The organism is Pseudomonas sp. GW821-FHT07B01, from assembly GCF_059419065.1.
Genome location: NZ_JBWKRA010000029.1, coordinates 1 through 26,049 on the forward strand (window position 1 = coordinate 1; position 26,049 = coordinate 26,049).

At 60.9% G+C, this 26,049-nt stretch carries 22 protein-coding genes; 17 read left to right on the plus strand and 5 right to left on the minus strand.

All coding sequences use genetic code 11. From position 1 onward, the window contains the following. The first annotated feature begins 198 nt into the window (after positions 1–198). From tauA to tauD, 4 genes are read left to right on the plus strand one after another with little or no spacing between them, the layout of a single operon-like run. Positions 199–1,176 carry a taurine ABC transporter substrate-binding protein gene (gene tauA / locus AC07S6_RS24045; RefSeq protein ID WP_495113192.1) on the plus strand — a complete coding sequence of 326 codons (978 nt, stop codon included), beginning with the start codon at positions 199–201 and terminating at the stop codon, positions 1,174–1,176. Between the two features lie 17 nt (positions 1,177–1,193). Beyond that, entirely contained in the window at positions 1,194–1,973 is a 780-nt protein-coding gene (gene tauB / locus AC07S6_RS24050) for a taurine ABC transporter ATP-binding subunit (RefSeq protein WP_014716468.1), read from the plus strand. Further along, on the plus strand, positions 1,970–2,806 hold the full coding sequence (gene tauC / locus AC07S6_RS24055; protein WP_038448492.1) for a taurine ABC transporter permease TauC: 837 nt from the start codon (positions 1,970–1,972) through the stop codon (positions 2,804–2,806). The genes tauB and tauC overlap by 4 nt, the downstream gene beginning before the upstream one ends. Positions 2,807–2,820: 14 nt before the next feature. Further along, positions 2,821–3,657 (plus strand): taurine dioxygenase, encoded by an 837-nt coding sequence (gene tauD, locus AC07S6_RS24060; RefSeq protein ID WP_495113193.1) that lies wholly within the window; start codon positions 2,821–2,823, stop codon positions 3,655–3,657. Between the two features lie 126 nt (positions 3,658–3,783). On the opposite strand, the gene mgrA is transcribed toward tauD, so the two are convergent. The 3 genes from mgrA to epsC all read right to left on the minus strand — a co-directional run bounded on the left by mgrA (position 3,784) and on the right by epsC (position 8,236). Then, positions 3,784–4,821, minus strand: a complete 1,038-nt coding sequence (gene mgrA / locus AC07S6_RS24065; protein ID WP_495113194.1) for an L-glyceraldehyde 3-phosphate reductase — start codon at positions 4,819–4,821, stop codon at positions 3,784–3,786. A gap of 127 nt (positions 4,822–4,948) precedes the next feature. Next, positions 4,949–6,910, minus strand: coding sequence for a choline transporter BetT (gene betT / locus AC07S6_RS24070; RefSeq protein ID WP_169856569.1), 1,962 nt, complete (start codon positions 6,908–6,910; stop codon positions 4,949–4,951). A 399-nt stretch (positions 6,911–7,309) separates the two neighbouring features. Further along, positions 7,310–8,236, minus strand: a complete 927-nt coding sequence (gene epsC / locus AC07S6_RS24075) for a serine O-acetyltransferase EpsC (protein ID WP_014716464.1) — start codon at positions 8,234–8,236, stop codon at positions 7,310–7,312. Positions 8,237–8,402: 166 nt separating this feature from the next. On the opposite strand from epsC, the gene AC07S6_RS24080 reads away from it, so the two are divergent. The 11 genes from AC07S6_RS24080 to AC07S6_RS24130 all read left to right on the plus strand — a co-directional run bounded on the left by AC07S6_RS24080 (position 8,403) and on the right by AC07S6_RS24130 (position 19,758). Next, positions 8,403–9,398, plus strand: a complete 996-nt coding sequence (locus AC07S6_RS24080; RefSeq protein ID WP_197881541.1) for a D-cysteine desulfhydrase — start codon at positions 8,403–8,405, stop codon at positions 9,396–9,398. 272 nt (positions 9,399–9,670) lie between these two features. Beyond that, positions 9,671–10,465 (plus strand): cystine ABC transporter substrate-binding protein, encoded by a 795-nt coding sequence (gene tcyJ / locus AC07S6_RS24085; protein WP_014716462.1) that lies wholly within the window; start codon positions 9,671–9,673, stop codon positions 10,463–10,465. Beyond that, positions 10,465–11,130, plus strand: coding sequence for a cystine ABC transporter permease (gene tcyL, locus AC07S6_RS24090; protein WP_003187646.1), 666 nt, complete (start codon positions 10,465–10,467; stop codon positions 11,128–11,130). The genes tcyJ and tcyL overlap by 1 nt, the downstream gene beginning before the upstream one ends. A gap of 3 nt (positions 11,131–11,133) precedes the next feature. Next, entirely contained in the window at positions 11,134–11,880 is a 747-nt protein-coding gene (tcyN, locus tag AC07S6_RS24095; RefSeq protein ID WP_197881539.1) for an L-cystine ABC transporter ATP-binding protein TcyN, read from the plus strand. A gap of 371 nt (positions 11,881–12,251) precedes the next feature. Beyond that, positions 12,252–13,040, plus strand: coding sequence for a hypothetical protein (locus tag AC07S6_RS24100; protein ID WP_495113195.1), 789 nt, complete (start codon positions 12,252–12,254; stop codon positions 13,038–13,040). A gap of 185 nt (positions 13,041–13,225) precedes the next feature. After that, positions 13,226–14,467 (plus strand): SfnB family sulfur acquisition oxidoreductase, encoded by a 1,242-nt coding sequence (locus tag AC07S6_RS24105; protein ID WP_197881535.1) that lies wholly within the window; start codon positions 13,226–13,228, stop codon positions 14,465–14,467. 39 nt (positions 14,468–14,506) lie between these two features. Then, entirely contained in the window at positions 14,507–15,700 is a 1,194-nt protein-coding gene (locus tag AC07S6_RS24110; RefSeq protein WP_197881533.1) for an SfnB family sulfur acquisition oxidoreductase, read from the plus strand. Further along, positions 15,700–17,058, plus strand: a complete 1,359-nt coding sequence (locus AC07S6_RS24115; protein WP_495113196.1) for an LLM class flavin-dependent oxidoreductase — start codon at positions 15,700–15,702, stop codon at positions 17,056–17,058. Before AC07S6_RS24110 ends, AC07S6_RS24115 begins: the two co-directional genes overlap by 1 nt. Positions 17,059–17,196: 138 nt before the next feature. Further along, a complete protein-coding gene (locus AC07S6_RS24120; RefSeq protein ID WP_054896665.1) occupies positions 17,197–18,012 on the plus strand; it encodes a MetQ/NlpA family ABC transporter substrate-binding protein in 816 nt (271 codons plus the stop codon). Then, positions 18,009–19,124, plus strand: coding sequence for a methionine ABC transporter ATP-binding protein (locus AC07S6_RS24125; protein ID WP_060764943.1), 1,116 nt, complete (start codon positions 18,009–18,011; stop codon positions 19,122–19,124). Before AC07S6_RS24120 ends, AC07S6_RS24125 begins: the two co-directional genes overlap by 4 nt. Next, on the plus strand, positions 19,114–19,758 hold the full coding sequence (locus tag AC07S6_RS24130) for a methionine ABC transporter permease (protein ID WP_495113197.1): 645 nt from the start codon (positions 19,114–19,116) through the stop codon (positions 19,756–19,758). Before AC07S6_RS24125 ends, AC07S6_RS24130 begins: the two co-directional genes overlap by 11 nt. A gap of 2 nt (positions 19,759–19,760) precedes the next feature. On the opposite strand, the gene AC07S6_RS24135 is transcribed toward AC07S6_RS24130, so the two are convergent. After that, on the minus strand, positions 19,761–20,864 hold the full coding sequence (locus AC07S6_RS24135; protein ID WP_495113198.1) for a hypothetical protein: 1,104 nt from the start codon (positions 20,862–20,864) through the stop codon (positions 19,761–19,763). A 263-nt stretch (positions 20,865–21,127) separates the two neighbouring features. Here AC07S6_RS24135 and AC07S6_RS24140 point away from each other — a divergent pair, with 263 nt between their 5' ends. Together AC07S6_RS24140 and AC07S6_RS24145 are read left to right on the plus strand one after the other, a co-directional pair. Continuing rightward, positions 21,128–22,399 carry a hypothetical protein gene (locus tag AC07S6_RS24140; protein WP_073844029.1) on the plus strand — a complete coding sequence of 424 codons (1,272 nt, stop codon included), beginning with the start codon at positions 21,128–21,130 and terminating at the stop codon, positions 22,397–22,399. Between the two features lie 398 nt (positions 22,400–22,797). Beyond that, a complete protein-coding gene (locus tag AC07S6_RS24145; protein ID WP_495113199.1) occupies positions 22,798–23,424 on the plus strand; it encodes a class I SAM-dependent methyltransferase in 627 nt (208 codons plus the stop codon). Positions 23,425–23,626: 202 nt separating this feature from the next. Here the strand turns inward: AC07S6_RS24145 and AC07S6_RS24150 are convergent, their stop codons facing one another. Further along, positions 23,627–25,816 carry a glycoside hydrolase gene (locus AC07S6_RS24150; RefSeq protein ID WP_495113200.1) on the minus strand — a complete coding sequence of 730 codons (2,190 nt, stop codon included), beginning with the start codon at positions 25,814–25,816 and terminating at the stop codon, positions 23,627–23,629. Positions 25,817–26,049 lie beyond the last annotated feature (233 nt).

A 26,049-nucleotide genomic window follows, 5' to 3' on the forward strand; every position in this document is an offset into this window, starting at 1 on the left:
GTGTATCAGTCAACAGGTGGGTTGCTGATACACCGCTATCGCAGGCAAGCCAGCTCCCACATTATTCTGCCAGCCTGAAAACAGGCTTCGCCATTTACCCTCATAAGCTAATTCGAAAAAGTTATTTATTTTCGAGTTCTTAGATCATTTAGTCTCCTCTCACGCCGACCCTCGGCCGCCTGATTGAGGAGCTTCCCTTTGAAACTGCTGATCCCTCTGCGCCTGTTGGCCGCATTGTCCCTGGCCGGTGCCAGCCTGTTTGCCCAGGCGGCGGATGTGACCATTGCGTACCAGACCACCGTGGACCCGGCCAAAGTCGCCCAAGCCGACGGCGCCTATGAAAAAGCCACCAACGCCAAGATCGACTGGCGCAAATTCGACAATGGCGCCGACATCATCGCCGCCATCGCCTCGGGCGACGTGCAGATCGGCTACCTCGGTTCCAGCCCGCTGACCGCAGCAATAACCCGCAAAGTCCCGGTGCAAACCTTCCTCGTCGCCACCCAGATCGGCGGCGCCGAAGCCCTGGTGGCGCGTAACGGCTCGGGGATCAACAGCCCGCAGGACCTGGTCGGCAAAAAAATCGCTGTGCCCTTCGTTTCCACCGGCCACTACAGCCTGCTCGCCGCCCTTAAACACTGGAACATCGACCCGGCCAAAGTCACCATTCTCAACCTCGCCCCGCCGGCCATCATTGCCGCCTGGAAGCGCGGTGATATCGACGCCACCTATGTCTGGGACCCAGCCCTGGGCGTGGCCAAGGAAACCGGCAAGGTGCTGATCACCTCCGGGGAGCTGGCCAAGTTCGGCGCGCCGACGTTCGATGCCTGGATCGTGCGCAAAGACTTCGCCGAGAAGCACCCAGAGATCGTCACCGCCTTCGCCAAGGTCACTCTGGATGCCTACGCCGCCTACCGCAAAGACCCACAAGCCTGGCTCGCCGATTCCGGCAACGTCGACAAACTGGTGAAACTCTCCGGCGCCAAGGCCAGCGATATCCCGTTGCTGCTGCAAGGCAACGTCTACCCGTTGGCCGCCGACCAGGTAACGCTGCTGGGCGCACCGACCACCAAGGCCGTCACCGACACCGCTGCGTTCCTCAAGGAGCAAGGCAAGGTCGAGGCCGTGCTGCCCGACTACGCCCCTTATGTCAGCGCCAAGTTCATTACCAACTGACCCAGGAGTTCACTGCGATGGCCTTGCTACAACTGGAGCGCATCAGCGCACAGTACCCAGGCGCCCCGGAACCGGTACTGTCCGATATTTCACTGGAGCTTGGGCCCCAGCAATTGCTGGTCGCCCTGGGCCCGTCCGGTAGTGGCAAGACGTCGTTGTTGAACCTGATTGCCGGCTTTGTCGAACCGTCTGCCGGGCGTATCACCCTCGATGGCGTGCCGGTCAAGGGCCCCAGCGCCGAGCGCGGCGTGGTGTTCCAGGACGACGCCCTGCTGCCCTGGCAGGACGTGCTGGCCAACGTCGCCTTTGGCCTGGAACTTGCCGGCGTGCCCAAGGCGCAGCGCGAAGTGCGCGCCCGCGAAATGCTCGCGCTGGTGGACCTGGCCGGTTTCGACAGCCGGCGCATCTGGCAGCTCTCGGGCGGCCAGAAACAGCGCGTCGGCCTGGCCCGCGCCTTGGCGGCCGACCCTCGTGTATTGCTGATGGACGAACCCTTCGGCGCGCTGGATGCCTTTACCCGCGAACAAATGCAGGAGTTGCTGCTGCAAGTGTGGCGGCGCACGGCCAAGCCGGTATTCCTGATTACCCATGACATTGAAGAGGCGGTGTTTCTGGCCACGGACCTGATCCTGCTGGCGCCCAACCCCGGCCAGATCGTCGAACGCCTGCAGCTGGATTTCGGCCAACGTTACGCCGCCGGTGAATCAGCCCGCGCAATCAAGTCCGACCCGCGCTTTATCGAAACCCGTGAACATGTGCTGGGCAAAGTGTTCTCCCAACGGCAGGTGTACGCATGAGCAGCTACGAACTTCCCGCCACGGCCAGCAAGGCGGTGGCACCTGTCGTTATTCCGGTACGCCGCAGCCTGAGCACGCGTTGGATCAGCGTGCTGACCCTGGTGGCCTTGCTCGCCCTCTGGTGGGCCGTCACCGCCACCGGTTTGATCGAACCTCTGTTCCTGCCGCCACCATCGGCAGTGTTGCAAAAAGGCTGGCTGCTGGCGACCACCGGCTACATGGATTCCACTTTGTGGCAGCACCTGGGCGCGAGCCTCAGTCGCATCGGCCTGGGCCTGGGCTTTGCAGTACTGACCGCCGTGCCGGTGGGGATTGCCATCGGAGCCAACCGCATTGCCCGAGGCGTTTTCGATCCGCTGATCGAGTTCTACCGGCCAATTCCGCCGCTGGCCTACCTGCCGCTGATCGTGATCTGGTGCGGCATTGGCGAGCTGTCCAAGGTGCTGCTGATTTACCTGGCGATTTTCGCCCCGATTGCCATCGCCACCGCCACTGGGGTGCGCACCGTCGACCCGGCCAAATTGCGCGCGGCGCAGTCGTTGGGCGCTACCCGCGCGCAACTGATTCGCCATGTGATCCTGCCCAGCGCCCTGCCCGATATCCTCACAGGTGTGCGCATCGGCCTGGGCGTGGGCTGGTCGACCTTGGTGGCGGCCGAGTTGATTGCCGCCACCAGCGGCCTGGGGTTCATGGTGCAGTCGGCGGCGCAGTTTCTGGTCACCGATGTGGTGGTGCTGGGCATCCTGGTGATCGCCCTGATCGCCTTCGCCATGGAAATGGGCCTGCGCGCCCTGCAGCGTAAATTAGTGCCCTGGCATGGCCAGGCACACTGAGTGAAGAATCCACAATGAGCAGCCTGACCGTTACCCCATTAAGCACCGCCCTGGGCGCCCAGATCAGTGGCGTCGACATCGCTCAGCCGCTGAACCCTGAACAGCGCGACGCCATTGAACAGGCGTTGCTCGACTATTCGGTGCTGTTCTTCCGTGACCAGCCGATCACCCCTGCGCAACAGGCACGGTTCGCGGCAAACTTTGGCGACCTGCACATCCATCCGATCTACCCCAACGTGCCGGAACAGCCCGAAGTGCTGATCCTCGACACCGCCGTCACGGATGTGCGTGATAACGCGGTGTGGCATACCGACGTGACCTTCCTGCCCACGCCGGCCCTGGGCGCTGTGCTCAGCGCCAAGCTGCTGCCAGCCTTCGGCGGCGATACCTTGTGGGCCAGTGGGATTGCGGCGTATGAGGCATTGTCCGAGCCGTTAAAGCGCATGCTCGATGGCCTCACCGCCACACACGATTTCACCAAGTCGTTCCCGCTGGAGCGCTTTGGCAACACCGCCGAAGACCTTGCGCGCTGGGAAGCGACCCGCAAGAAAAACCCGCCGCTATCGCACCCAGTCGTGCGCACGCATCCGGTGAGTGGGCGTAAATCGCTGTTCGTCAGCGACGGATTCACCACCCGAATCAATGAACTGGAACCGGCCGAAAGCGAGGCCATTCTCAAGCTGCTGTTCGCCCACGCCACCCGCCCGGAATTCACCATTCGCTGGCGCTGGCACGAGAATGATGTGGCGTTCTGGGATAACCGCGTCACCCAGCATTACGCCGTGGATGACTACCGGCCGCAGCGGCGGATGATGCACCGGGCGACGATTCTTGGGGATGTGCCGTTTTAGAATCCAGCGATGATCAACTGTGGGAGCTGGCTTGCCTGCGATAGCGGTGGTTCAGCCACTGCACCATTGGCTGAAAAACCGCTATCGCGGGCAAGCCCGGCTCCCACATTTACCGAGTTCGGCAGGTTATTCAGCGGTAGATGGCTTTTCCCACAGGTTGATCCCACCTTCCTGCGCAAACCGATCAATCTCCGCCAGTTCTTGCGCACTGAAGCTCAAGTTCTTCAACGCCCCGACGTTCTCGATAATCTGCTCCGGCCGGCTTGCGCCGATCAGCGCACTGGTTACCCGCGGATCACGTAATGTCCACGCCAACGCCAACTGGGCCAGGCTCTGGCCACGGCGCTTGGCGATTTCATTCAGGCCGCGTACATGGGCGATGTTGGCTTCGGACAGGTGCTGGGCCTGCAACGAGCCACCACCCGGACGGTTCACCCGCGCATCGGCCGGTACGCCGTTGAGGTATTTATCGGTCAACAAACCCTGGGCCAGCGGCGTGAAAGCGATCACCCCGGCGCCGAGTTCTTCAGTGGTCTCCAGCAGGTCTTTTTCCACCCAACGGTTGAGCAGGTTATAGGCCGGCTGATGGATCAACAGCGGCACTTTCCACTCTTTGAGCAGCGCCGCCATTTCGCGGGTTTTTACTCCGGAGTAAGACGAGATACCGATGTACAACGCCTTGCCTTGCTGCACGGCGGTGGCAAGGGCGCTGGCGGTCTCTTCCAGCGGCGTGTCGGGGTCGAAACGGTGCGAATAGAAGATATCCACATAATCGACGCCCAGGCGTTGCAGGCTCTGGTCCAGGCTGGCCAACACGTATTTACGCGAACCGCCACCCTGGCCGTAAGGACCGGGCCACATGTCCCAACCGGCTTTGCTGGAAATGATCAATTCGTCGCGGTAGTGCTTGAAGTCTTCACGCAGCAACCGACCGAAATTGATCTCGGCGCTGCCGTAAGGCGGGCCGTAGTTGTTGGCCAGGTCGAAGTGGTTGATGCCCAGGTCGAACGCCGTGCGCAGCAGAGCGCGCTGGGTGTCGATCGGGGTGCTGTCGCCAAATTTGTGCCACAACCCCAGGGACAGGGCTGGTAGCACCAATCCACTGCGGCCTACGCGGCGATAAGGAATAGATTCATAGCGGTTTTCGGCAGCAATGTACGTCATCGAATCCTCTCTTGATCTAGGGCAAATAAGGCCCGGGAATAGACATATTCCCGGGCCTTTTAAGCAGCTGAATCGCTTAAGTCTGCCTCTTCCTTTTACAGCAAAGACCTACTTGAGAGGAACGCTATCAGCGCACCATGTGCAAGAACTGCAGATGGCGCTCGTACTGGTCGAGGATGTCATTGATGATCTGCTCCTTGGTGTAGCCCACCAGGTCATAGTCCTGGCTGCCCTCACTCAAGTGCACTTCGGCCCGATAGTAGCGGCGGTTGTTGATCTCTTTCTTGCCGATGCCGCCCAAGGCGAACGACGGCGTGAAGTAGCCACGCATCTGCACCTGGTAGATGAACGGACGTTCTTCGCCATGGCCAATTTCGAGGCTGACACTGTCGTTGGACGGGTCGGGCTGGGTCACCACCGTAAGGCCCTTCTCGACAAACACGGCGGTCACTTCTTCAATCGCGGGGCGCACCGTGGTGTCGAGGAAACGGTACACCTCGTCACGCGACGGAAAATGCACCGCCTGGCTCAAGCGCTGGCGCCAGCCGCCTCGACCTTTGCGTGAAGCCGATATCGGCGCCAGGGAATGCAACTGCGCAATCTGCTTTTGCGACTCCAGGTAGAACGCCTTGTGCAGCCCCCACATCATCAGCAGCAGGATCAGCGAGAACGGCAGCGAGGTCAGTACCACCGCAGACTTGAGCGAGTCGATACTGCCAGCGAACAGCAACGCACTGGTGACCAGGGCGGTCATCGCGCCCCAGAACACACGCAGCCACTTCGGCCCGTCTTCATCCGCGTTGCCGCCTTTGGACGAGAGGGTGGAGAGCACCACAGTGCCGGAGTCAGCCGAGGTCACGAAGAATACAAAGCTGATGAACACCGTGACCGCGATCACCGTCTTGCTCCACGGGTAGGTTTCCAGCAGCAGGTAGAGGCTCATCGATGGGTCATCGATCGCCGACTGGCCCAGTGCAGCCATGCCATGGTTGAGCACCTGGTCGATGGCGCTGTTACCGAAAATCGACATCCACGCCAGGGTGAAGCCCAGCGGAATCAGCAGCACGCCAAACACGAATTCGCGGATGGTACGACCACGGGAAATGCGCGCGATAAACAGGCCCACGAACGGCGACCATGCGATCCACCAGGCCCAGTAGAACACCGTCCAGCCGCCCAGCCAGTCGCTCGGCTCGTTGTAGGCGTACACATCAAAACTCTTGGTGGGCAACGCGCCCAAATAGTCACCGATGTTCTGGATCAGGGTGTTGAGCAGGTGCTGGGTAGGCCCGGCGAACAACACGAACAGCAGCAGCGCACAGGCCAGCAGCATGTTGATGTCGGACATCACCCGCACGCCTTTGTCGACGCCGGCCACGGCCACGATGATCGCCGCGCCCATCATCAGAGTGATCAGGCCCACCTGGATCCACTGGGTATGGGCAATGCCAAACAGGTAGTCCAGGCCAGAGTTGAGGTGCAGTACGCCAAAGCCCATGTCGGCGCCCAGGCCGAACACCGTGGCAATGATGCCAAAGCCATCCACCGCATAACCGATAGGGCCATTGATGCGCTTGCCGATCAGCGGGTACAGCGCCGAGCGCAATGCCAGCGGCAGGTTATGCCGGTAGGCGAAATAGGCCAGGGCCATGCCGACAAACGCGAACACGCCCCAGCCATGCAGGCCCCAGTGCAGGAACAACACCTGCATGGCCTGGCGCGCCGCATCGGCGTTCATTGCTTCGCCCTGGGGCGGTTGCACCAGATGGGTCAGCGGCTCCGAGACGCAGAAGAAAAACAGCGTGATGCTGATCCCGGCGGCGAACAACATGCCGGCCCAGGACAGGTAACTGAATTCGGGCTCGTCGTGGTCGGCACCGAGTTTTATCTTGCCGTAGCCCGATAGCGCGGTGACCACCACGAAGACCAGATACAGCGTCATCGCCAGCATGTAGTACCAGCCGACTGTGTTGGCCGCCCAGTTTTGCGCCGCCAGCAGCCAGGCACCGGCCTGTTGCGGGATAGCGATGACCGTGATGCCAAACAGCAGGATGACGGTGGCGGCAAAATAGAAAACGGGCGCATTCATGCGCACCATGCCGCTGGAAGGGGTGGACGATGCACTCATGAACGATGCACCTCAAGGTTGCGGGATATGGCTGTAAAAAACGGACTCAGCAAAGGTAAGCCTCCTGTTGTGAGCGGGCAGCGAACCACCGGTTTAACTTGAACGAACGTTCAAGTTAAACATGAATAGGCGGTCTGGGACTAATCTCGGGGCTGAGTGGTAGGTGTTTCCTACACTAGCTCAGGGATTGGTATGACGCGTGGAGGAGACGAATCGTTCAGCAACCCGCCGGTGAAATACATACGAAATGTGGGAGCTGGCTTGCCTGCGATAGCGCTGGGTCAGCAACCCATCTGTTGACTGATACACCGCTATCGCAGGCAAGCCAGCTCCCACACTGACCGGCGTTTGGCTCAGGTATTACTTCTGCGCCCCATCATCATGCTGCAAGTTCGCCTGGGTGATATTCGCCCCGGCCGGCACGCTGCGGGTCAGCCACACATTGCCGCCGATGGTCGAACCCTGGCCAATGGTGATCCGCCCCAGGATCGTCGCCCCGGCGTAAATCACCACATCATCTTCAACAATAGGGTGACGCGGGTGGCCTTTCTGCAATTGCCCATCTTCATCCGCCGGAAAGCGTTTGGCGCCCAATGTCACGGCCTGGTAGATGCGCACGCGCTCGCCGATGATCGCGGTCTCGCCAATCACCACGCCTGTGCCGTGGTCGATAAAGAAACTCGGGCCGATCTGTGCGCCGGGGTGGATATCAATGCCGGTGGCCGAGTGGGCGATTTCCGCACTGATCCGCGCCAACAGCGGCAGGCCGGCGCGGTACAGGTGGTGGGCCAGGCGATGGTGGATCACCGCCAGGATGCCCGGGTAGCACAACAGCACCTCATCCACACTGCGTGCGGCCGGGTCGCCGTGGTAGGCGGCCAGTACGTCGGTGTCCAGCAGGCTGCGCAAGGATGGCAACGCCAGGGCGAAATCCTGGATCAGGCGAATGGCGTGGGCGTTGACTTCGCTGTCGTCCTCACCGCTCTGGCGCGCGGCATAGCGTAACTCCAGGCGCGCCTGGGCGAGCAAGGCGTTGAGCGCGACGTCGAGGGTGTGGCCCACGTAGAAGTCTTCGCTTTCTTCGCGCAGGTCCGCCGGGCCCAGGCGCATCGGAAACAGGGCGCCGCACAAGGCCTCAAGAATCTGTGCCACCGCCTCGCGGGACGGCAACTCGCGGCCACCATGCTCGCCACTCAAACGCCCATTGCGCGTTCGCCACTGGTCGCGGGCGCCGCGCAGTTGGCTGACGATGGTCTGCAATTGCCAATGACTGGAACGCTCACTCACGGTATTCACTCCTGACGAAATGGCCATCACTTTACGGTATGCACCCAGGCAGCTCTTAAGAACCAATGGTGTGAGCATAAGAACATTTCGTCATAAGCGATTGACGGTTGCCCGATGAAAAGTGCCTGCCTATAGTCCCCCAATCAATCAGCCACCGTGCGTAACCATGATCAAACAACAGCTCGACCGTTTTAACCGTCTGGAACTACTGGGCAGTGCCACGGCCCTGGAAAAACTCGAGCGGCTGTCGGCTTGGCTGGGCAGGGACATCTACGTCAAACGCGATGACACCACGCCGCTGGCCATGGGCGGCAACAAGCTGCGCAAACTCGAATACCTGGCCGCCGACGCCATCGCCCAGGGCGCCGACACCCTGGTCACCGCCGGCGCGATCCAGTCCAACCATGTTCGCCAGACCGCCGCGCTCGCCGCCAGGCTTGGCCTGGGCTGTGTTGCCCTGCTGGAAAACCCTACCGGCACCGACGACCCCAACTACCTGGGCAACGGCAATCGCCTGCTGCTGGAGCTGTTCGACGCCAAAGTGGAGTTGGTGGAAAACCTCGACAACGCCGACGACCAACTCAACGCCCTCGCCGACCGCCTGCGCAGTAACGGCAAGAAGCCGTACCTGGTGCCTATCGGCGGTTCCAATGCACTCGGCGCGCTGGGCTACGTGCGCGCCGGGCTGGAGTTGGCCGCGCAGATTGAAGACAGCGGCATTCAATTCGCCGCCGTGGTGCTCGCCTCTGGCAGTGCGGGTACCCACAGCGGCCTGGCCCTGGCCTTGAGCGAAGCACTGCCGCAGTTGCCGGTGATCGGCATCACGGTGTCGCGCACCGAGCAAGCGCAATTCCCGAAAGTGCAGGGCCTGGCCGAACGCACCGCCGAGTTGCTCGGTGTGGCTATGCCCGACGCCTTCAAGGTTACCCTGTGGGACGAGTATTTCGGGCCGCGGTATGGCGAGCCAAACGCTGGCACCCTCTCGGCGATCAAACTTTTGGCCAGCCAGGAAGGTCTGTTGCTGGACCCGGTGTATACCGGCAAGGCCATGGCCGGTTTGCTGGACGGCATCGGGCGCCAGCGCTTTGAAGAGGGGCCTATCATTTTCCTGCATACCGGTGGCGCGCCGGCATTGTTTGCCTATGACTCAGTATTCAACTGATTGAATACTGTCGATGTGGGAGCTGGCTTGCCTGCGGTTGCGGTGGGTCAGCCAGAAACTTGGCACTGACACACTGCAATCGCAGGCAAGCCAGCTCCCACCCAGGCTGTACATATTTCTAAAAAGAATATGAAATTGTATTTTTATTATTTTCAAGACTTAAAAACCCACCTTATCATCGCGCCGAAGGCGAAGACGCGCTTCGCGCTTTAGGGCAGGATACGACTACCGCGTCACCTGCTTCGCTCACCATAAAAACACAGGGGCTTTCCATGACTATTTCTGCATTTCGTCGCACGCTGTTGGTTGGCACTTTGGGCCTCGCGCTTGGCGCTGGCTGGCTGGGCCAGGCGGTTGCCGGCGAGCAATTGAACACCATCAAGAAGGCCGGCGAGATCAAGATCGGCCTGGAAGGCACCTACCCACCGTTCAGCTTTGTCGATGAAAGCGGCAAGCTCAGCGGTTTCGAAGTGGAACTGTCCGAGGCGCTGGCCAAGGAGCTGGGTGTCAAGGTCAAGCTGCAAGCCACCCCTTGGGACGGCATCCTCGCCGCGCTGGAATCCAAGCGCCTGGACGCCGTGGTCAACCAGGTGACCATCTCCGAAGAGCGCAAGAAAAAGTACGACTTCTCCAAGCCTTACACCGTGTCCGGCATCCAGGCGCTGGTGTTGAAAAAGAACGTCGACTCGATCAAGAAAGCCGACGACCTGGCCGGTAAGAAAGTCGGTGTGGGCCTGGGCACCAACTACGAACAATGGCTCAAGGACAACCAACCAAAAGCCATTATCAAGACCTACAACGACGACCCGACCAAGTTCCAGGACCTGCGCATCGGCCGTATCGACGCTATCCTGATCGACCGCCTCGCCGCCCTGGAATACGCCAAGAAAGCCCCCGACACCGCCGCTGCCGGCGACGCCTTCTCCCGCCAGGAATCCGGTATCGCCCTGCGCAAAGGTGAGCCCGAGCTGCTCGATGCGGTGAACAAGGCTCTGGACAAGCTGCGCGCCGACGGCACCTTGAAGACGCTGTCCGAGAAGTACTTCAACGCTGACGTCACGCAATAATGGAAGCAGGTTTCCAACTCGCGCTGGACTCCGCGCCCTTTCTGCTCAAGGGCGCGTACTACACGGTAATCCTCAGCCTGGGCGGGATGTTTTTCGGCCTGCTGCTGGGCTTCGGCCTGGCCTTGATGCGCCTCTCGCGCTTCAAGCTCTTGAGCTGGACCGCCCGGGTCTACGTGTCGTTCTTTCGCGGCACGCCGTTACTGGTGCAACTGTTCCTGATCTACTACGGCTTGCCGCAAGTGGGCATCGAGCTGGACCCGATCCCGGCCGCCATGATCGGCTTTTCGCTGAACATGGCTGCCTATGCGTGTGAAATCCTGCGGGCCGCCATCGCCTCCATCGAGCGTGGCCAGTGGGAAGCCGCTGCCAGTATCGGCATGACCCGTGCGCAGACGTTGCGCCGGGCCATCCTGCCCCAGGCGATGCGCACGGCGTTGCCACCTTTGGGCAACAGTTTTATTTCGCTGGTCAAAGACACGGCGCTGGCCGCCACCATCCAAGTGCCGGAGCTGTTCCGCCAGGCCCAACTGGTGTCGGCACGTACCTTCGAAATTTTCACCATGTATCTGTCCGCGGCCCTGATCTACTGGATCCTGGCGAGCATCCTGGCGCATCTGCAAAATCGTCTGGAAGACCGGGTCAACCGGCATGACCTGGAGTCTTGAAGCATGATCGTGGTTGAAAAACTGACCAAACAATTCAATGGTCAGGTGGTGCTCAACGGCATCGACCTGGAGGTCAAGGAAGGCGAAGTGGTCGCCATCATCGGCCCCAGCGGTTCCGGCAAGACCACCTTCCTGCGCTGCCTGAACTTCCTCGAAGAACCCACCAGCGGCCGTATCAAGGTGGGTGACATCGAGATCGACAGCAGCAGGCCGCTCAACCAGCAACAGGGCCTGGTGCGGCGCCTGCGCCAGCATGTGGGCTTTGTGTTCCAGAACTTCAACCTGTTTCCCCACCGCACCGCGCTGGAAAACGTCATCGAAGGCCCCATCGTGGTCAAGAAGATGCCACGGGAAGCGGCGGCCGAACTGGGGCGCAAGCTGTTGGCAAGGGTCGGCCTGGCGGGCAAGGAAGCTTCTTACCCGCGGCGCCTGTCCGGCGGCCAGCAACAGCGTGTGGCGATTGCCCGCGCATTGGCCATGGAGCCGGAGGTGATCCTGTTCGACGAACCCACCTCGGCCCTCGACCCGGAACTGGTGGGCGAAGTCCTGGCGACCATTCGCAGCCTGGCCGAAGAAAACCGCACCATGGTCATCGTCACCCACGAGATGAGCTTTGCCCGTGATGTGGCCAACCGGGTGATCTTCTTCGACAAGGGCGTGATCGTCGAACAGGGCGAAGCCAAGGCGCTGTTTGCCAACCCCAGGGAAGAACGTACCAAGCAGTTCCTGAGCAAATTCCGCGCCCACTGACGTTCTGTGTGGGAGCTGGCTTGCCTGCGATGCAAGCGCCTCGGTGTAGCAGTCAAAATGGGGAGATGCTATCGCAGGCAAGCCAGCTCCCACATAAGCCAGGCCCTACAGGGAGTCGCCATTCCAACCCGTAAAAGACCCCGCAGCCTGCCTCTTGAAATCCCCCTCCCCGTCAGACCCGTCTGAATCTCGCCAAACCCGCCGTTTAGCCCTTTGCCTCCATTGACGCTCCTCGGCCAACCCTCTTATCTAGCGCCTTGAGGATTGGATCCTATCCCGGCTACTGACTGAATCGTGCCTTTCGACCCCCCTTGCGCCTGTGCGTCGAGGTTTCGGAACGATTGCTGCTGGCTGCATCAAGGAGATTACTTATGACACACACTCAAATCCCGGCCACGCTCAGTGCCCCAAGGCTTCCCCAGGCTATTGGAAACGGCATCAGCGCCCTGGCCTCCGCCCACTTGCAGGTCGACATTTCACCCTACCCGAGCATGGAAGAAGGCGACCTGATCGAACTCTTCTGGAACAATTGCTTCGCCGCCTCGCGCAAGGTGACGGCGTGCAGGATCGGCACGTGCACCCACCTGTGCGTACCGCAGAGCTTTGTGCAGGACGGACCGGCACGCGTCCATTACCAGGTCTTGCAGATCGGCCATGGTCCGATGCGCTCTGCGGTGACCCTGGTGCGGGTCAAGACCAGCTATCCGGGCGGTCAGCCTTCGCCGCGCCTGAACCCTGAAGGCGGCGATGAAAATCAGAACCTGGCGCCCGTGAACCTGCCCGAGACGATCCGCCGCCATGGCGTCAACAGCAGCCAGGTAAGGCGCGGTATTCCGCTGACCATCGAGCCCTACCTGAACATGAGCACGGGCGATGCCATCACCTTGCGCTGGGGCGATGTACGCCTGGACCTGCCTCGCATTCAGGCCCAGGGCGTCGGCCTGGCGGTGCAGGTGTGGGTGCCGCCCCACGTGATTGTCGAAGCCGGCGACGACTGCCGGTTGGAGGTCACCTACTGCATTCTCGATCGCGTGGGTAACAACTCCCGCTGGGCGCCCGCCCGCACGCTGCGCATCGCCGCCTGCACACCGCCCCGCCCAGCCTCGCCCGCGCCAGGCTATCAACCGCGTCGCTTCGGTTCACCCTGTGAACCGGGGTGACAGCCCTTCTATGCATATTCCTAAAAGTTAGTTTATTTAAATAATTAACACGCTTAGGGTATATGCACCGGACCACCGGACATTCCTGATTTTTCTGTTTATTTCATTGAATGCGAGGTCGGTATGGTCAGAATTACCCCGGTGCGCAACGCCAGGGCATTGCGTGCAGCCAAGGAGCGGCGCTGATGTCTAACTTGGCTCTAACATCCCCCCAGAGCGATCTGGACGTAGCCCCCCTGCTGTTGCCCGCCACGGTGCTGCGCAACGACGCCCAGGCGCTGAGCGCCGCCCACGAGCTGGCCCAGGCTGCACGCCTGCACGCCGCCCAGCGCGACCAGCAACGCAAACTGCCCTGGGCGCAGCTCGAACAGTTCACCCGCAGCGGCTTGGGCAGTATTTCCATTCCCCGTGAATACGGCGGCCCACAGGTGTCGTTTGTGACCCTGGCCGAAGTCTTCGCGATCATCAGCGCAGCCGACCCGGCACTCGGGCAGATCCCGCAGAACCATTTCGGCATCTTGCACGTATTGCAGGGAACCGCGACCGAGCGTCAGAAAAAGCAGCTGTTCCAGAGCGTGCTCGACGGCTGGCGCATCGGCAACGGCGGCCCGGAACGCGGCACCAAAAATACCCTGGAGCTCAAGGCACGCATTACGGCCGAAGGTGATGGGTACGTGGTCAGCGGCCAGAAGTTCTACTCCACCGGCGCACTGTTTGCTCACTGGGTCGCGATAAAGGCATTGAACGATGACGGCAAGCAGGTCATGGCCTTTGTGCGTCGCGGCAGCGAAGGGCTGCGCATCGTCGATGACTGGTCGGGCTTTGGCCAACGCACCACCGCCAGCGGCACCGTTTTGCTTGACCGCGTGGCGGTGGAGCCGGAACTGGTCATCGACAACTGGCGCCTGGGCGAAAGCCCGAATATCCAGGGGGCCGTGTCGCAACTGATCCAGGCCGCTATCGACGCCGGCATCGCCCGTGGCGCCCTCGACGATGCTATCGCCTTCGTGCGTGAGCGTTCGCGCCCGTGGATCGACGCCAAGGTCGAGCGAGCCAGCGACGACCTGTATGTAATCGCCGATATCGGCAAGTTGAAGATCGAACTGCACGCCGCCGAAGCCCTGCTGCGCAAGGCCGGCCAGGTGCTCGACCAGGTCAGCGCCGCGCCGATCACCGCGCAGTCCGCCGCCCACGCCTCGATTGCCGTGGCCGAAGCCAAGGTGCTGACCACCGAAGTGGCGTTACAAGTCACCGAGAAGCTCTTCGAACTGGCGGGCAGCCGCGCCACCCTGGCCGAATTCAACCTTGACCGTCACTGGCGCAACGCCCGGGTTCACACCCTGCACGACCCGGTGCGCTGGAAGTACCACGCCATCGGCGCCTATCGGCTCAACGGCACCTTGCCGGCTCGTCATTCCTGGATTTAACCAACCAGAACACTTTTCCACGAGCTTCTGGAGAAACTCATGACCCTTTCTCACCCCGTCGCGGTCATCACCAGCGACGAACAAGCGCTTATTGTCGCCAGCGATCTTGCTGAAGACTTGCGCCGCGACAGCGCCCAACGCGACCGCGAACGCCGCCTGCCATTGCCCGAACTGGACGTGTTTTCCCGCTCTGGCCTGTGGGGCATCAGCGTGCCCAAGGCCTACGGTGGCGCGGGCGTATCCAACGTCACCCTGGCCAAGGTCATCGCACTGATCGCCCAGGCCGATGGCTCGTTGGGCCAGATTCCGCAAAACCATTTCTATGCCCTCGAAGTACTGCGCGTGAACGGCAGCCCCGAACAGAAGCAACGCCTGTACGCCGAGGTGTTGGCCGGCCAACGCTTTGGCAACGCCTTGGCGGAGCTGGGCACCAAGACCGCCCACGACCGCATTACCAGCCTCACCCGCGACGGCAACGGTTTTCGCATCAACGGGCGCAAGTTCTACGCCACCGGCGCGATCTACGCCCAGCGCATCCCCACTTCGGTGGTGGATGCAAATGGCGTGCAGCAACTGGCCTTCGTACCGCGTGACAGCGAGGGACTGACGGTGATCGACGACTGGAGCGGCTTCGGCCAGCGCACTACCGGCAGCGGCTCGGTAGTGTTCGACAACGTGTGGGTCGCGGCGCAAGACGTGGTGCCGTTCCAGAGCGCTTTCGAACGCCCGACCACCGTCGGCCCGCTGGCGCAGATCCTCCACGCAGCCATCGACACCGGCATCGCCCGCGCGGCCTTTGAGGACGCCTTGCATTTTGTGCGCACCAAGACCCGCCCATGGATCGACGCCGGCAACGACAAGGCCACCGAAGACCCGCTGACACTCAAGAGCTTCGGCCACCTGAGCAGCCGGCTGCACGCCGCCGAAGCCTTGCTGGAACGCTCGGGTGAATTCCTCGACCGCGCCCAGGCCGACAGCAATGCCCAGACCGTCGCCGCAGCCTCCATCGCCGTTGCCGAAGTACGCGCTCTGAGCACCGAGATCTCCCTGGCGGCCGGCAGCACCCTGTTCGAACTGGCTGGCAGCCAGGCGACCCTGGCCGAACACGGCCTGGACCGCCACTGGCGCAACGCCCGGGTGCACACCCTGCACGACCCGGTGCGCTGGAAATACCATGCGGTTGGCAACTACTACCTCAACGATGAAAACCCGCCGCTGCGGGGGACCATCTGATGAGCAAAAAAAAGATCCTGCTCAATGCTTTCAACATGAACTGCATCGGGCACATCAATCACGGTTTGTGGACTCATCCACGGGACAACTCGACCGAGTACAAGACCCTCGAATACTGGACTGAACTGGCGAAGATCCTGGAGCGCGGGTTGTTCGACGGTTTGTTCATCGCTGATATCGTCGGCGTGTATGACGTGTATCAGGACTCCATCGACGTGCCGCTCCAGGAGTCGATCCAGTTACCGGTCAACGACCCGTTGCTGCTGGTGTCGGCCATGGCCGCCGTCACCCAGCACCTTGGCTTCGGCCTTACCGCCAACCTCACCTATGAGCCGCCGTACCTGTTCGCCCGGCGCATGTCGACGCTGGATCACCTGAGCCGTGGCCGTGTGGGCTGGAACATTGTCACCGGCTACCTCGACAGCGCCGCCAAGGCCATGGGCCTTACCGAACAGGTCGAGCATGACCGGCGCTACGACCAGGCCGATGAATACCTGCAGGTGTTGTACAAGCTCTGGGAAGGCAGCTGGGAAGACGACGCGGTGCGCAACGATCGCCAAGCGCGGGTGTATGCGCAACCGGGCAAGGTGCACAAGGTAGAGCACCACGGCGAGTTCTATCAGGTGGAGGGTTACCACCTGTGCGAGCCCTCGCCGCAGCGCACGCCGGTGCTGTTCCAGGCCGGCAGTTCCGAGCGCGGCTTGCTGTTCGCCGGGCGGCATGCCGAGTGCGTGTTTATCAGCGGGCAGAACAAGGCCGCGACCAAGCGCCAGGTGGACAAGGTGCGCGCCAGCGCAGTGGAGGCTGGGCGCAACCCGGACGACATCAAGGTGTTCATGGGCCTGAACGTCATTGTGGGCGCCACTGAAGCGTTGGCCTGGAACAAGCACGCCGAGTACCTCAGCTACGCCAGCGCGGAAGCCGGCGTGGCGCACTTCTCGGCCTCGACCGGGATTGATTTTGCCCAGTACGCGTTGGACGAACCGATCCAGTACGTCAAAAGCAACGCGATCCAGTCGGCCACCCAGAACCTGCAGAACAACGACTGGACCCGGCGCAAATTGCTCGACCAGCACGCCTTGGGCGGGCGCTATATCACCCTGGTGGGCTCGCCTGAACAGGTGGCCGATGAGCTGGAATCCTGGATCAGCGAAACCGGGCTGGATGGTTTCAACCTGACGCGCATTGTGACGCCGGAGAGCTATGTGGATTTCATTGAGCTGGTGATACCGGAGCTACAACGACGGGGCTCGTACAAGACGGAATATGCGCAGGGAACGCTGCGGGAAAAAGTCTTTCACGACACGGCTCGCTTACCCAACCAACACACCGGCTCTACCTACCGCCACATTGTTTGATCGCTCCCACGCTCCGCGTGGGAATGCCTCTTGGACGCTCTGCGTTCGCTTGTGGGACGCGGAGCGTCCCTGGCGGCATTACCACGCGGAGCGTGGGAACGATCTCGCTACCTAAGACCTTATGACTGGAAAACCACTATGAAAAAGACATTCCTAAACCACCCAGTCAAAGCACTGGCCCTGGCCTTCGGCTTATTCAGCTCGGCGGTATTTGCCGCCGACGCCCCGCTGAAAATCGGCACCACCGCTGCCTTCGCCATTCCGCTGGAAGCCGCCGTAGAAGAGGCCGGCAAGCAGGGCCTGAAGGTCGAACTGGTGGAGTTCACCGACTGGATCGCGCCCAACGTCAGCCTCGCCGCCGGCGATATCGACGTGAACTACTTCCAGCACATCCCCTTCCTGGAAAACGCCAAGGCCGCCGCCGGGTTTGACCTGGTGCCATATGCGCCAGGCATCATCAATAACGTCGGGCTGTATTCGAAAAAGTACAAAAACTTCAACGAGCTGCCCGCAGGCGCCAGCGTGGCGATTGCCAACGACCCGATCAACAGTGGTCGCGGCCTGCAACTGCTGGCCAAGGCCGGGCTGATCACCCTCAAGCCGGGTGTGGGCTACAAAGCCACCGAAGAAGACATCGTCGCCAACCCGAAAAACATCAAGATCCTGCAAGTGGAAGCGGTGCAACTGGTGCGCGCCTATGACGACGCCGATCTGGTGCAGGGCTACCCGGCGTACATCCGCCTGTCCAAGACCTTCGATGCCGAGTCGGCACTGTTGTTCGACGGCCTCGATCATCCGGAATACGTGATTCAGTTCGTCATCCAGCCCAAGAGCAAAACCGACCCACGGGTGATCAAGTTCGTCGATATCTACCAGCACTCGCCGGTGGTGCGTGCGGCCTTGGACAAGTCCCTCGGCAAGCTCTATCAGGTTGGCTGGGAAGCTAAACCATGAGTGCCGCCAACGCCCGATTGCACGATCTGGCCCCTGCGCCCAGCCACGCCGAACAGACTGAACTGCACCCGGACTTGAACCACGCCCATGTGCGGTTCATCAACCTGGGCAAAACCTATGACGGCACGGTGCACGCGCTGCAAGGCATTGACCTGGCGATCCAGCGTGGCGAAGTGTTCGGCATCATCGGCCGCAGCGGCGCCGGCAAGTCGTCGCTGATCCGCACTATCAATCGCCTGGAACAACCCAGCAGCGGACGGGTGCTGATCGACCAGGTGGACATCGGCAGCTTCGATGAAGACCACCTGGTGGCGCTGCGGCGACGCATCGGCATGATCTTCCAGCACTTCAACCTGATGTCGGCCAAGACCGTGTGGCAGAACGTCGAGTTGCCGCTCAAGGTCGCCGGTGTGCCCCAGGCACAACGCGCGCGAAAGGTGCATGAACTGCTGGAGCTGGTAGGCCTGCAAGACAAACACAAGGCGTACCCGGCGCAGCTGTCCGGCGGGCAAAAGCAGCGCGTCGGCATCGCCCGCGCGCTGGTGCACGACCCCGAGATTCTGCTGTGCGACGAAGCCACCTCGGCCCTCGACCCGGAAACCACCCAGTCGATCCTCGGCCTGCTGCGCGAGATCAACCAGCGCCTGGGCCTGACCATCGTGCTGATCACCCATGAGATGGCGGTGATCCGCGACATCTGCCACCGCGTAGTGGTGCTGGAGCACGGGCGTATCGTCGAGCAAGGCCCGGTGTGGCAGGTGTTTGGCGATCCGCAACATGAGGTCAGCAAGACCCTGCTCGCACCGCTGCAACACGGCTTGCCGCCAGAGTTGCAAAGCCGCCTGCAACCCACGCCAGCCTCGGCCGACGCCGCACTGGTACTGCGCCTGCAGTTCACCGGCAGCGACACCCTGGAGCCAGACCTCGCGGCACTGTTCAGTGCCCTCGGCGGCCGTGTGCGTTTACTGCAAGGCGGCGTGGAACGCATCCAGGGGCATGCCTTGGGGCAACTGCTGCTGGCGGTGAATGGATCGCCGCACAACGCCGAAGAACTGCGCAAACGCGCGGCCAATTGGGCACAACAGGTGGAGGTGCTGGGCTATGTGGTTTGATCGTTTAGTGCAGGGCGCCATCGACACCTTGTTGATGGTGGGGGTGTCGTCGCTGATCGCGCTGCTGGTGGGCATTCCGCTGGCGGTCTTCCTGGTCACCAGCGACAAGGGCGGCATCTACCAGGCACCGGCGCTTAACCGCGTGCTGGGAGCGTTCGTGAATCTGTTCCGCTCCATTCCGTTCCTGATCCTGATGGTGGCGCTCATCCCGTTCACGCGCCTGATCGTCGGCACCACCTATGGCGTCTGGGCGGCAGTGGTACCGCTGACCATCGCCGCCACGCCGTTCTTTGCACGCGTCGCTGAAGTGAGCCTGCGCGAGGTCGACCACGGCCTGATCGAAGCCGCGCAGGCCATGGGTTGCCGCCGCTGGCACATCATCTGGCATGTGCTGTTGCCAGAGGCGTTGCCCGGCATCGTCGGCGGCTTCACCATCACCCTGGTGACCATGATCAACTCATCGGCCATGGCCGGAGCAATAGGCGCCGGTGGCCTGGGCGATATTGCCTACCGCTATGGCTACCAGCGCTTCGATACGCAGATCATGCTCACGGTGATTGTGCTGCTGGTGGTGCTGGTGGCGGTGATCCAACTGAGTGGGGACCGGTTGGCGCGGGTGTTGAACAAGCGCTGACGTCACGGGCACTCATCCAGTTGGGCAACACTGGCACGGGGCACGAAGGTGATGGTTTTTTCCTTGGCCTGCCAGGGCCGCACGATATAGCTGCCATCCGAGTCGGCCATCACTCGCAGTTTTACGCTGCGCTTGGGGTTGTCGGCGTCTACCAGTGCGCCGGGGACCTTGGCCTCTGCCGCCCAGGTCATCAACGTACAAACGCGCCCTCCCGAGGCGGAGCCTTGCAGCGGCAGGCCACCCAACTTGGCCCCACTCGCCGGGATCAGCCCGAGTAAAACGATGAGCGCAAAGGCCACCAATGAGGCGAACGCCACCGGGTTTTTCTGGACGCGCATGCGCACCACCAGGCAGGCGGCGCTTCCCTGGATCAGGAACAGCACGGCCATTTCGGCGGCCATGAACGGCGCAAAGAACACGGCGCTGTCGGAGTACTCGCTGAAGGCGCGGGAGACCGGCACCGTCACCATCAGAATGACCACCATTTGAATGGCCCCGGCGCCAGCACTGGCCAGCCAGAACTCGCCGGACAACTCACGCAGAGCAACATGGGCGGGGCGCGCACGAATAATGATGCCGACATAGGCCACTACCGCCGCCATGATCGCCACGATCCAACTGAGCGTCAGCAAAAACCCACTTTCGGCGTTCACGGACAGGTATACGGCGGACATCCAGAACACAAACATCACCAACAGGCTGGCCGCCCAATGTCCCAGTAACCTCCTGTGCTGGGCCGTCTCTTGCGGCGACTGCGGGCTGAGATTGAGTTGATCACTCAGACGCACACCTGTGCCGTTCAGGCGTGTGAACAAGATGAACGTGGGCACCAGGATCGATGCACCCATCATGCCGATCACAAATACCAACATGGCGAACATCGCTGGCAATGCGGTGAACGCCGACGCCGACAAGATACTCAGCGGCACCTTTTCCATCTGGATGTACTGGTACAGGTACAGGCCTGCCACCGAGAGAATCCCCACCGTCAGCGGCCAGGCACGCTCATTGAGCCAGAACAGCCCATTGCTCAATCTCGTGGCGTATTGGTCGACCTTGTTCGGTGCGGTGTCGTTGCCAACGGGTGAACGTTTTTCCTCTTCCATAGATGGATAACCCTCTTTGAATTAGGGCCGAATCTTACCCACAATCCCGCGGGGCGGTATGTCGGAATACCACAGTACGAACCCAGTGAAGTGCACTACATCGAATACACGTCTTTAAACTGAATCAGACGGAGCCTGAGGATCCCTGTCACGAGTGCGGAGCAAACGCTGAAACTACTCGCCTATACCTGTTAACTCTGACAGTTGTTGATTGTTTTCTGCGTGTATCTAATCAAACAGAATCTCTCACCAAGGATGGACTGATGATGAAAATGCACTCTTTAGGGTTTGCAGGTTGCCTGTTACTGAGCGCGGTCAGCTTGACCGTCAACGCTGCCGCCTACACCAACTTAGGGCATGAAGCGGGAGCACAATGCGAAACCTCCGGCATCAACGACAGTGGTATCGCTGTGGGCAATTGCACTCCGGCCAGTGCCAGCGCCAACAATGTCCCTTGGTTAGCAGATACGAACACAGAGAACTCACAAGTAGCGCTCAAGCCATTGGTTGCTGAACAGCCTTGCCGCGCCCTCAATATCTCGAACGCCGGCTGGATCGGCGGTATCTGCAAGAACGCAAACAATGTCAACACCGCCGTGGTCTGGAACGCCACCACTCCAAATAACACTCCGACACCTCTCAAGCCGCTTCCTGGGGTAGTGCTGCCGTTGCGTGCCGCGGACGTAAAGACAATCATCATGGCGTCCAATCAACGCGGGGATATGGTTGGATGGAGCATCAGCAGCAATCAGGAGCTATCTACCGTCATATGGCTCGCGGGGGATGACACGCCTAAGCGGGTATTTTCTTCGCTGCTTGGACTGCTTGGGTACAACGATAAATGCGTTCCAGTGGGCGTCAGTGACAGCCTTTCGAATGGCTACCCCAGCATTGCCATGAACTGTCCCAGAACCAACGGCATCACAATTCCCCAAGTAGCTAAGGCTAACGTTACGACCTATACCATAAGCTCTTTACCCATAGCGACTGGAGCCAATCGTTGCTATGTCAAAGGGATCAATAACACACTGCAATCGGTAGGTTACTGCGAGTATCCCGATACCGCCACCAACCCGGTCCGGACCGCAGCCTGGATGACACCGACGACAGCGCCTCTGACCTTGACCCTTTCTATCAAGTCCAAAAATGCCGGACGCGCAATCAACAACAAGGGGATTGTGCTGGCATCACGGCAGGACGATACCGGTAGAGTGGGCGACTTAACGTGGATTCCCCTAGCAGGGTTGGCGGGCATTCAGCTGATTCAGCCCCCGACGGGAGCCGTGTCGACACAAGCGTTCGGTATTGCCGATAACAATACTGTTGCGCTTAACAGCGACGTTGATCAGTACCTCACCGGCTGTATCTGGTCACCTGCAACCGGTGGAAACGCTGCGGCGACCCATTGTCTGGCTTCGATTGGTGGAGGCAAAAAAAACTGGCTGAGCACCTTCTCTCAAAGCGGAAGCTACGCCGGGGGTGTAAACCTCAACAGCACCCAGGATATGGATGCGGTAGCAGTGGAGCTGCCCTGAGTGCATCAATACTTGAGGCAGCAAACGCCACTTCATGCCAACGACCTATAACTTCAGGGAAAAATCATGTCAAAACTCATGACGTCGAACAGCCTTGCGTCTGTCACATTGTTATTTAGTGTTGCTATAAGCGGTACCGCTGCAGGCACCCCATCGATAACAGGGGAGGTAATTTCTGAACTTGTCCTAGACAACGCCACCGCCATCTCTTTTCCAATTGAACCTTGGCCTTTGCCACCACCTGAAACGCGGAAGGTGGTAGGACAATTTTGCTACCTATTTCCTTGTGATAAGGGCGGTCCTAATTGGCACAATATTTACGAAGATTAGTTAAGCCTAGATTGTGGTAGCGGCCCAGGCATCGGATATAGTTGCTGTGTTCTCACTGAAATAGCCCTATGAAACTCGAACCCGACGACCTCAACCAGATCACCTCCACCACTCTGGACCATTACAACAAGGTGGCCGAAGACTTCCGTGAAGGCACCCGCGATCACGATGTGAGCCAGAACATCGAGGCGCTGCTGCGGCATATCCAGGGCACGCCGCCGTTCACTGTGCTGGATTTCGGCTGTGGACCAGGGCGGGATTTGCAGACGTTTACGCGCATGGGGCATATCGCCGTGGGCCTGGATGGCTCCGAACGTTTTGCGCAGATGGCCCGCGAAGACAGCGGCTGTGAGGTGCTGCAGCAGGACTTTCTCAAGCTGGACCTGCCCGCCGAACGCTTCGATGGCGTGTTTGCCAATGCGGTGCTGTTTCATATTCCCAAGCAGGAGTTGCCCCGAGTGCTCAAAGAGCTGCACGGCGCGTTGAAGCCTGGGGGCGTGCTGTTCAGCTCGAACCCTCGGGGCGAGAACCAGGAGGGCTGGAATGGGCCGCGGTATGGCTCTTATCACGATCTGCAGGCCTGGCGGGCCTTGCTGACCGCAGCCGGGTTTGAAGAGTTGGAGCACTACTACCGGCCGGCCGGGTTGCCGCGGGAACAGCAGCCTTGGTTGGCGAGTGTATGGCGTAAGATTTAGTGCTGCATCGCCTGTACCTGCCTCATCGCAGGCAAGCCAGCTCCCACCTCTGGAATGAATTCCCTTATGGGAGCCGGGCTTGCCCGCGATGGCGCCGTAACGGGCAGCGTTATTTCACCTGATACACCACCGGCTCCCACCTTTGGAATGCATTCCCCTGTGGGAGCCGGGCTTGCCCGCGATGGCGCCGTAACGGACAGCGTTATTTCACCTGATACACCACCGGCTCCTCCCCCTCCACAAGCACCGTCACACTGCGCCCGGCATACCCCTCTTTCTCCACCACCGAAAAATTCGCCACCAGCCGCGTCCCATCAGCAAAGGTGGTTTGCTGCAGCTGCTTGTCCACCGTCAGCCAACGGAAATCCGTCATTTCCTGGGTCGCCAAGCGCTGGTGCAACGGCCGGAAGAAGCGGTCCTGGCGCTGAATAACCGGCAGCCGCGCCTTGAGCGTCGCAGCACTGAGGTGGTACAGCGGCGGCACGTTGTAGAGCAGTTGGGTCAGCTCATTGTCGCCCTGCACATTGCTCAGTTTGAGGCTGTCGAACAGCCAATGATGGGTGGTGATCACCGAGCCGTGGAACACCGCCTGATACAACGGCACGCGCATCGTCGGTTCGAAATACAGCGTGCGAAACGGCTCCTTCAACGGCACTGATTTGAAGAACACCGCCGGTTGCTCCGTGGGGTACCAGTTGCCTACGAAGTACGGCGACTGCGGGTCCTGGGTCATCTCGCGGTCACCCCAGCCGATCACCGGGGTCTGCATGCCGTGGGCAAACAGGATGCCTTGGGCAGTGATCGCGTTGCCGTCTTCGGAGCCTGTGACCAGCTTCGGCACGGTGTTGATCCAGCGGGAAGCATCGATATTGCCTTCGGCGTTTTGTGCCTGAGTCATGCTGGCGTTGCTGCGATAGCTGTCGAACAACATGCTGGTGGCGTAGGCATCGAGAAACCAGGCATTGAAGCCAGTCTTCGCGTGTACTGCCTTCACCCGTGCCTCCAGCAGCGGCCGCACACAACGTGGATCCGTGTAGTGGCCGGACTTCTGGAAACCGGTTTTCAGCTTGCCGTCTTTCAACACGATCGCGCAGTCGCGGTAGGCCTTGGCGCCCAGGTGGGCAGTGGTCCAATCGGGGTTTTCCGTGGCGGACAGGGCCGTTTCATAGGAGTCGTAAGGCGCCATCAGAAAACCGGCTTCCACCCCCGCGCGAATCGCCTCGGGATGCCAGAGGCCACCCTCCCAACCTTCGCCCAAGGTCAGCAGCAGACGCTGCAGCCCGGCGTCGCGCAGGGTTTGAATGGTGCTACTGCCCCAGGTCTGCGGGCTGTCACTCAAGGCTCCCGCAAAGTCCACGGCCAGTTCACTGCGCAGCTCACCATAACGGGCGGCAAGGCGGGTCATGTCTGGCTCTTGCACTTGCCAGGCCTGCCGGGCCTTGGTGTTGATCGCCGCGTTGAGGCCGCGAAGGAGCACGGTTTGTTCATAGCGATTCAGTGCAGCGGACTGCGCCAGCAGCTGTGCGCTCTCTTTGTCCATCAGGCTCTTGAGTTCATGGCTGCGCAGCCGTTGGATCAGTCTTGGCCAATCACGCACATCGCCCAAAGCCAGCAGGCCGTTGTCCCAGAGGTACACATGGCTGGCGCCCAGCAGTTTCTGGGCTTCGGGTGTTTGCCGCAGTTTGTCCGCCAACGGCTCATAGCGGCCCTGCTCCACCAGCCACTGGCGGTAGCGCTTGGCACCAGCCAATGGGTCGGCATCGCCCAGGTACAGCCGCAGCGTCATCGGCGCATCAGGCGCCAGCGAGGTGAATTCATGGGCCGCGGAGAGGGCCAGGCCGTTGCCGTCGGCTTGCCATTGCAGGCGGTTGTTGTAGGGGTTGGTCAACAGCCAGCTCAAGGTGAAGCCACCGTGATCCACGCCCCACAGCGGCAGGCTCAGGTCCTGGGTGGTATTGAACTCGCCCCGCTCCAGCAGAAACGTCTTCCAGATGGCATTGCCGGCAGGCACGTAATGCCCCTCGGCCAAGGGCCAGATCAACCCTCGCCCCATGGCCTCGGCAGGCTGACGCAGCAGGGCCAGCTCACCGGGCTCGCGGGCGTTGATGGTCAAGGCCAGGTCGCGCTGTTGCAAGCGGGCGGTCAGGCGATAGGCGCCGTTGTCCCATTGCCAAGTGGCTTGATCAGGCGTGTTCTGCAATTGGCTGACGGCATGCGAGGCCACACCGCTGGATGCCTGCACCGAAGTCTGGCCTGCGGGTGTCACGCGCAGCGCCAGGGTGGCGGGGTCGAGTTCGACGCGCCACAAGGCATTTTCCAGTACGGTGGCGGCGAAGGCAGAGGGTGCAAGGAGCAACGCGCAAAACAGCAAGGTGAAACGCAGGCACTGCATGAGGATCGACCTGGGTTTGGAATGAGGACCAGAGGGTACAACATGCAGTAGCGAGCCAGGACGACATGGGGATTTTTCAGAAACTTCACACAGCCTCAACCAGAATGAAGATCCAAATGTGGGAGCTGGCTTGCCTGCGAAAGCGACAGTTCAGTCACAGATGCAGCGACTGACACACCGCCTTCGCGGGCAAGCCCGCTCCCACAGGGGGTCTGCGCTTAACTGGCAGCCCC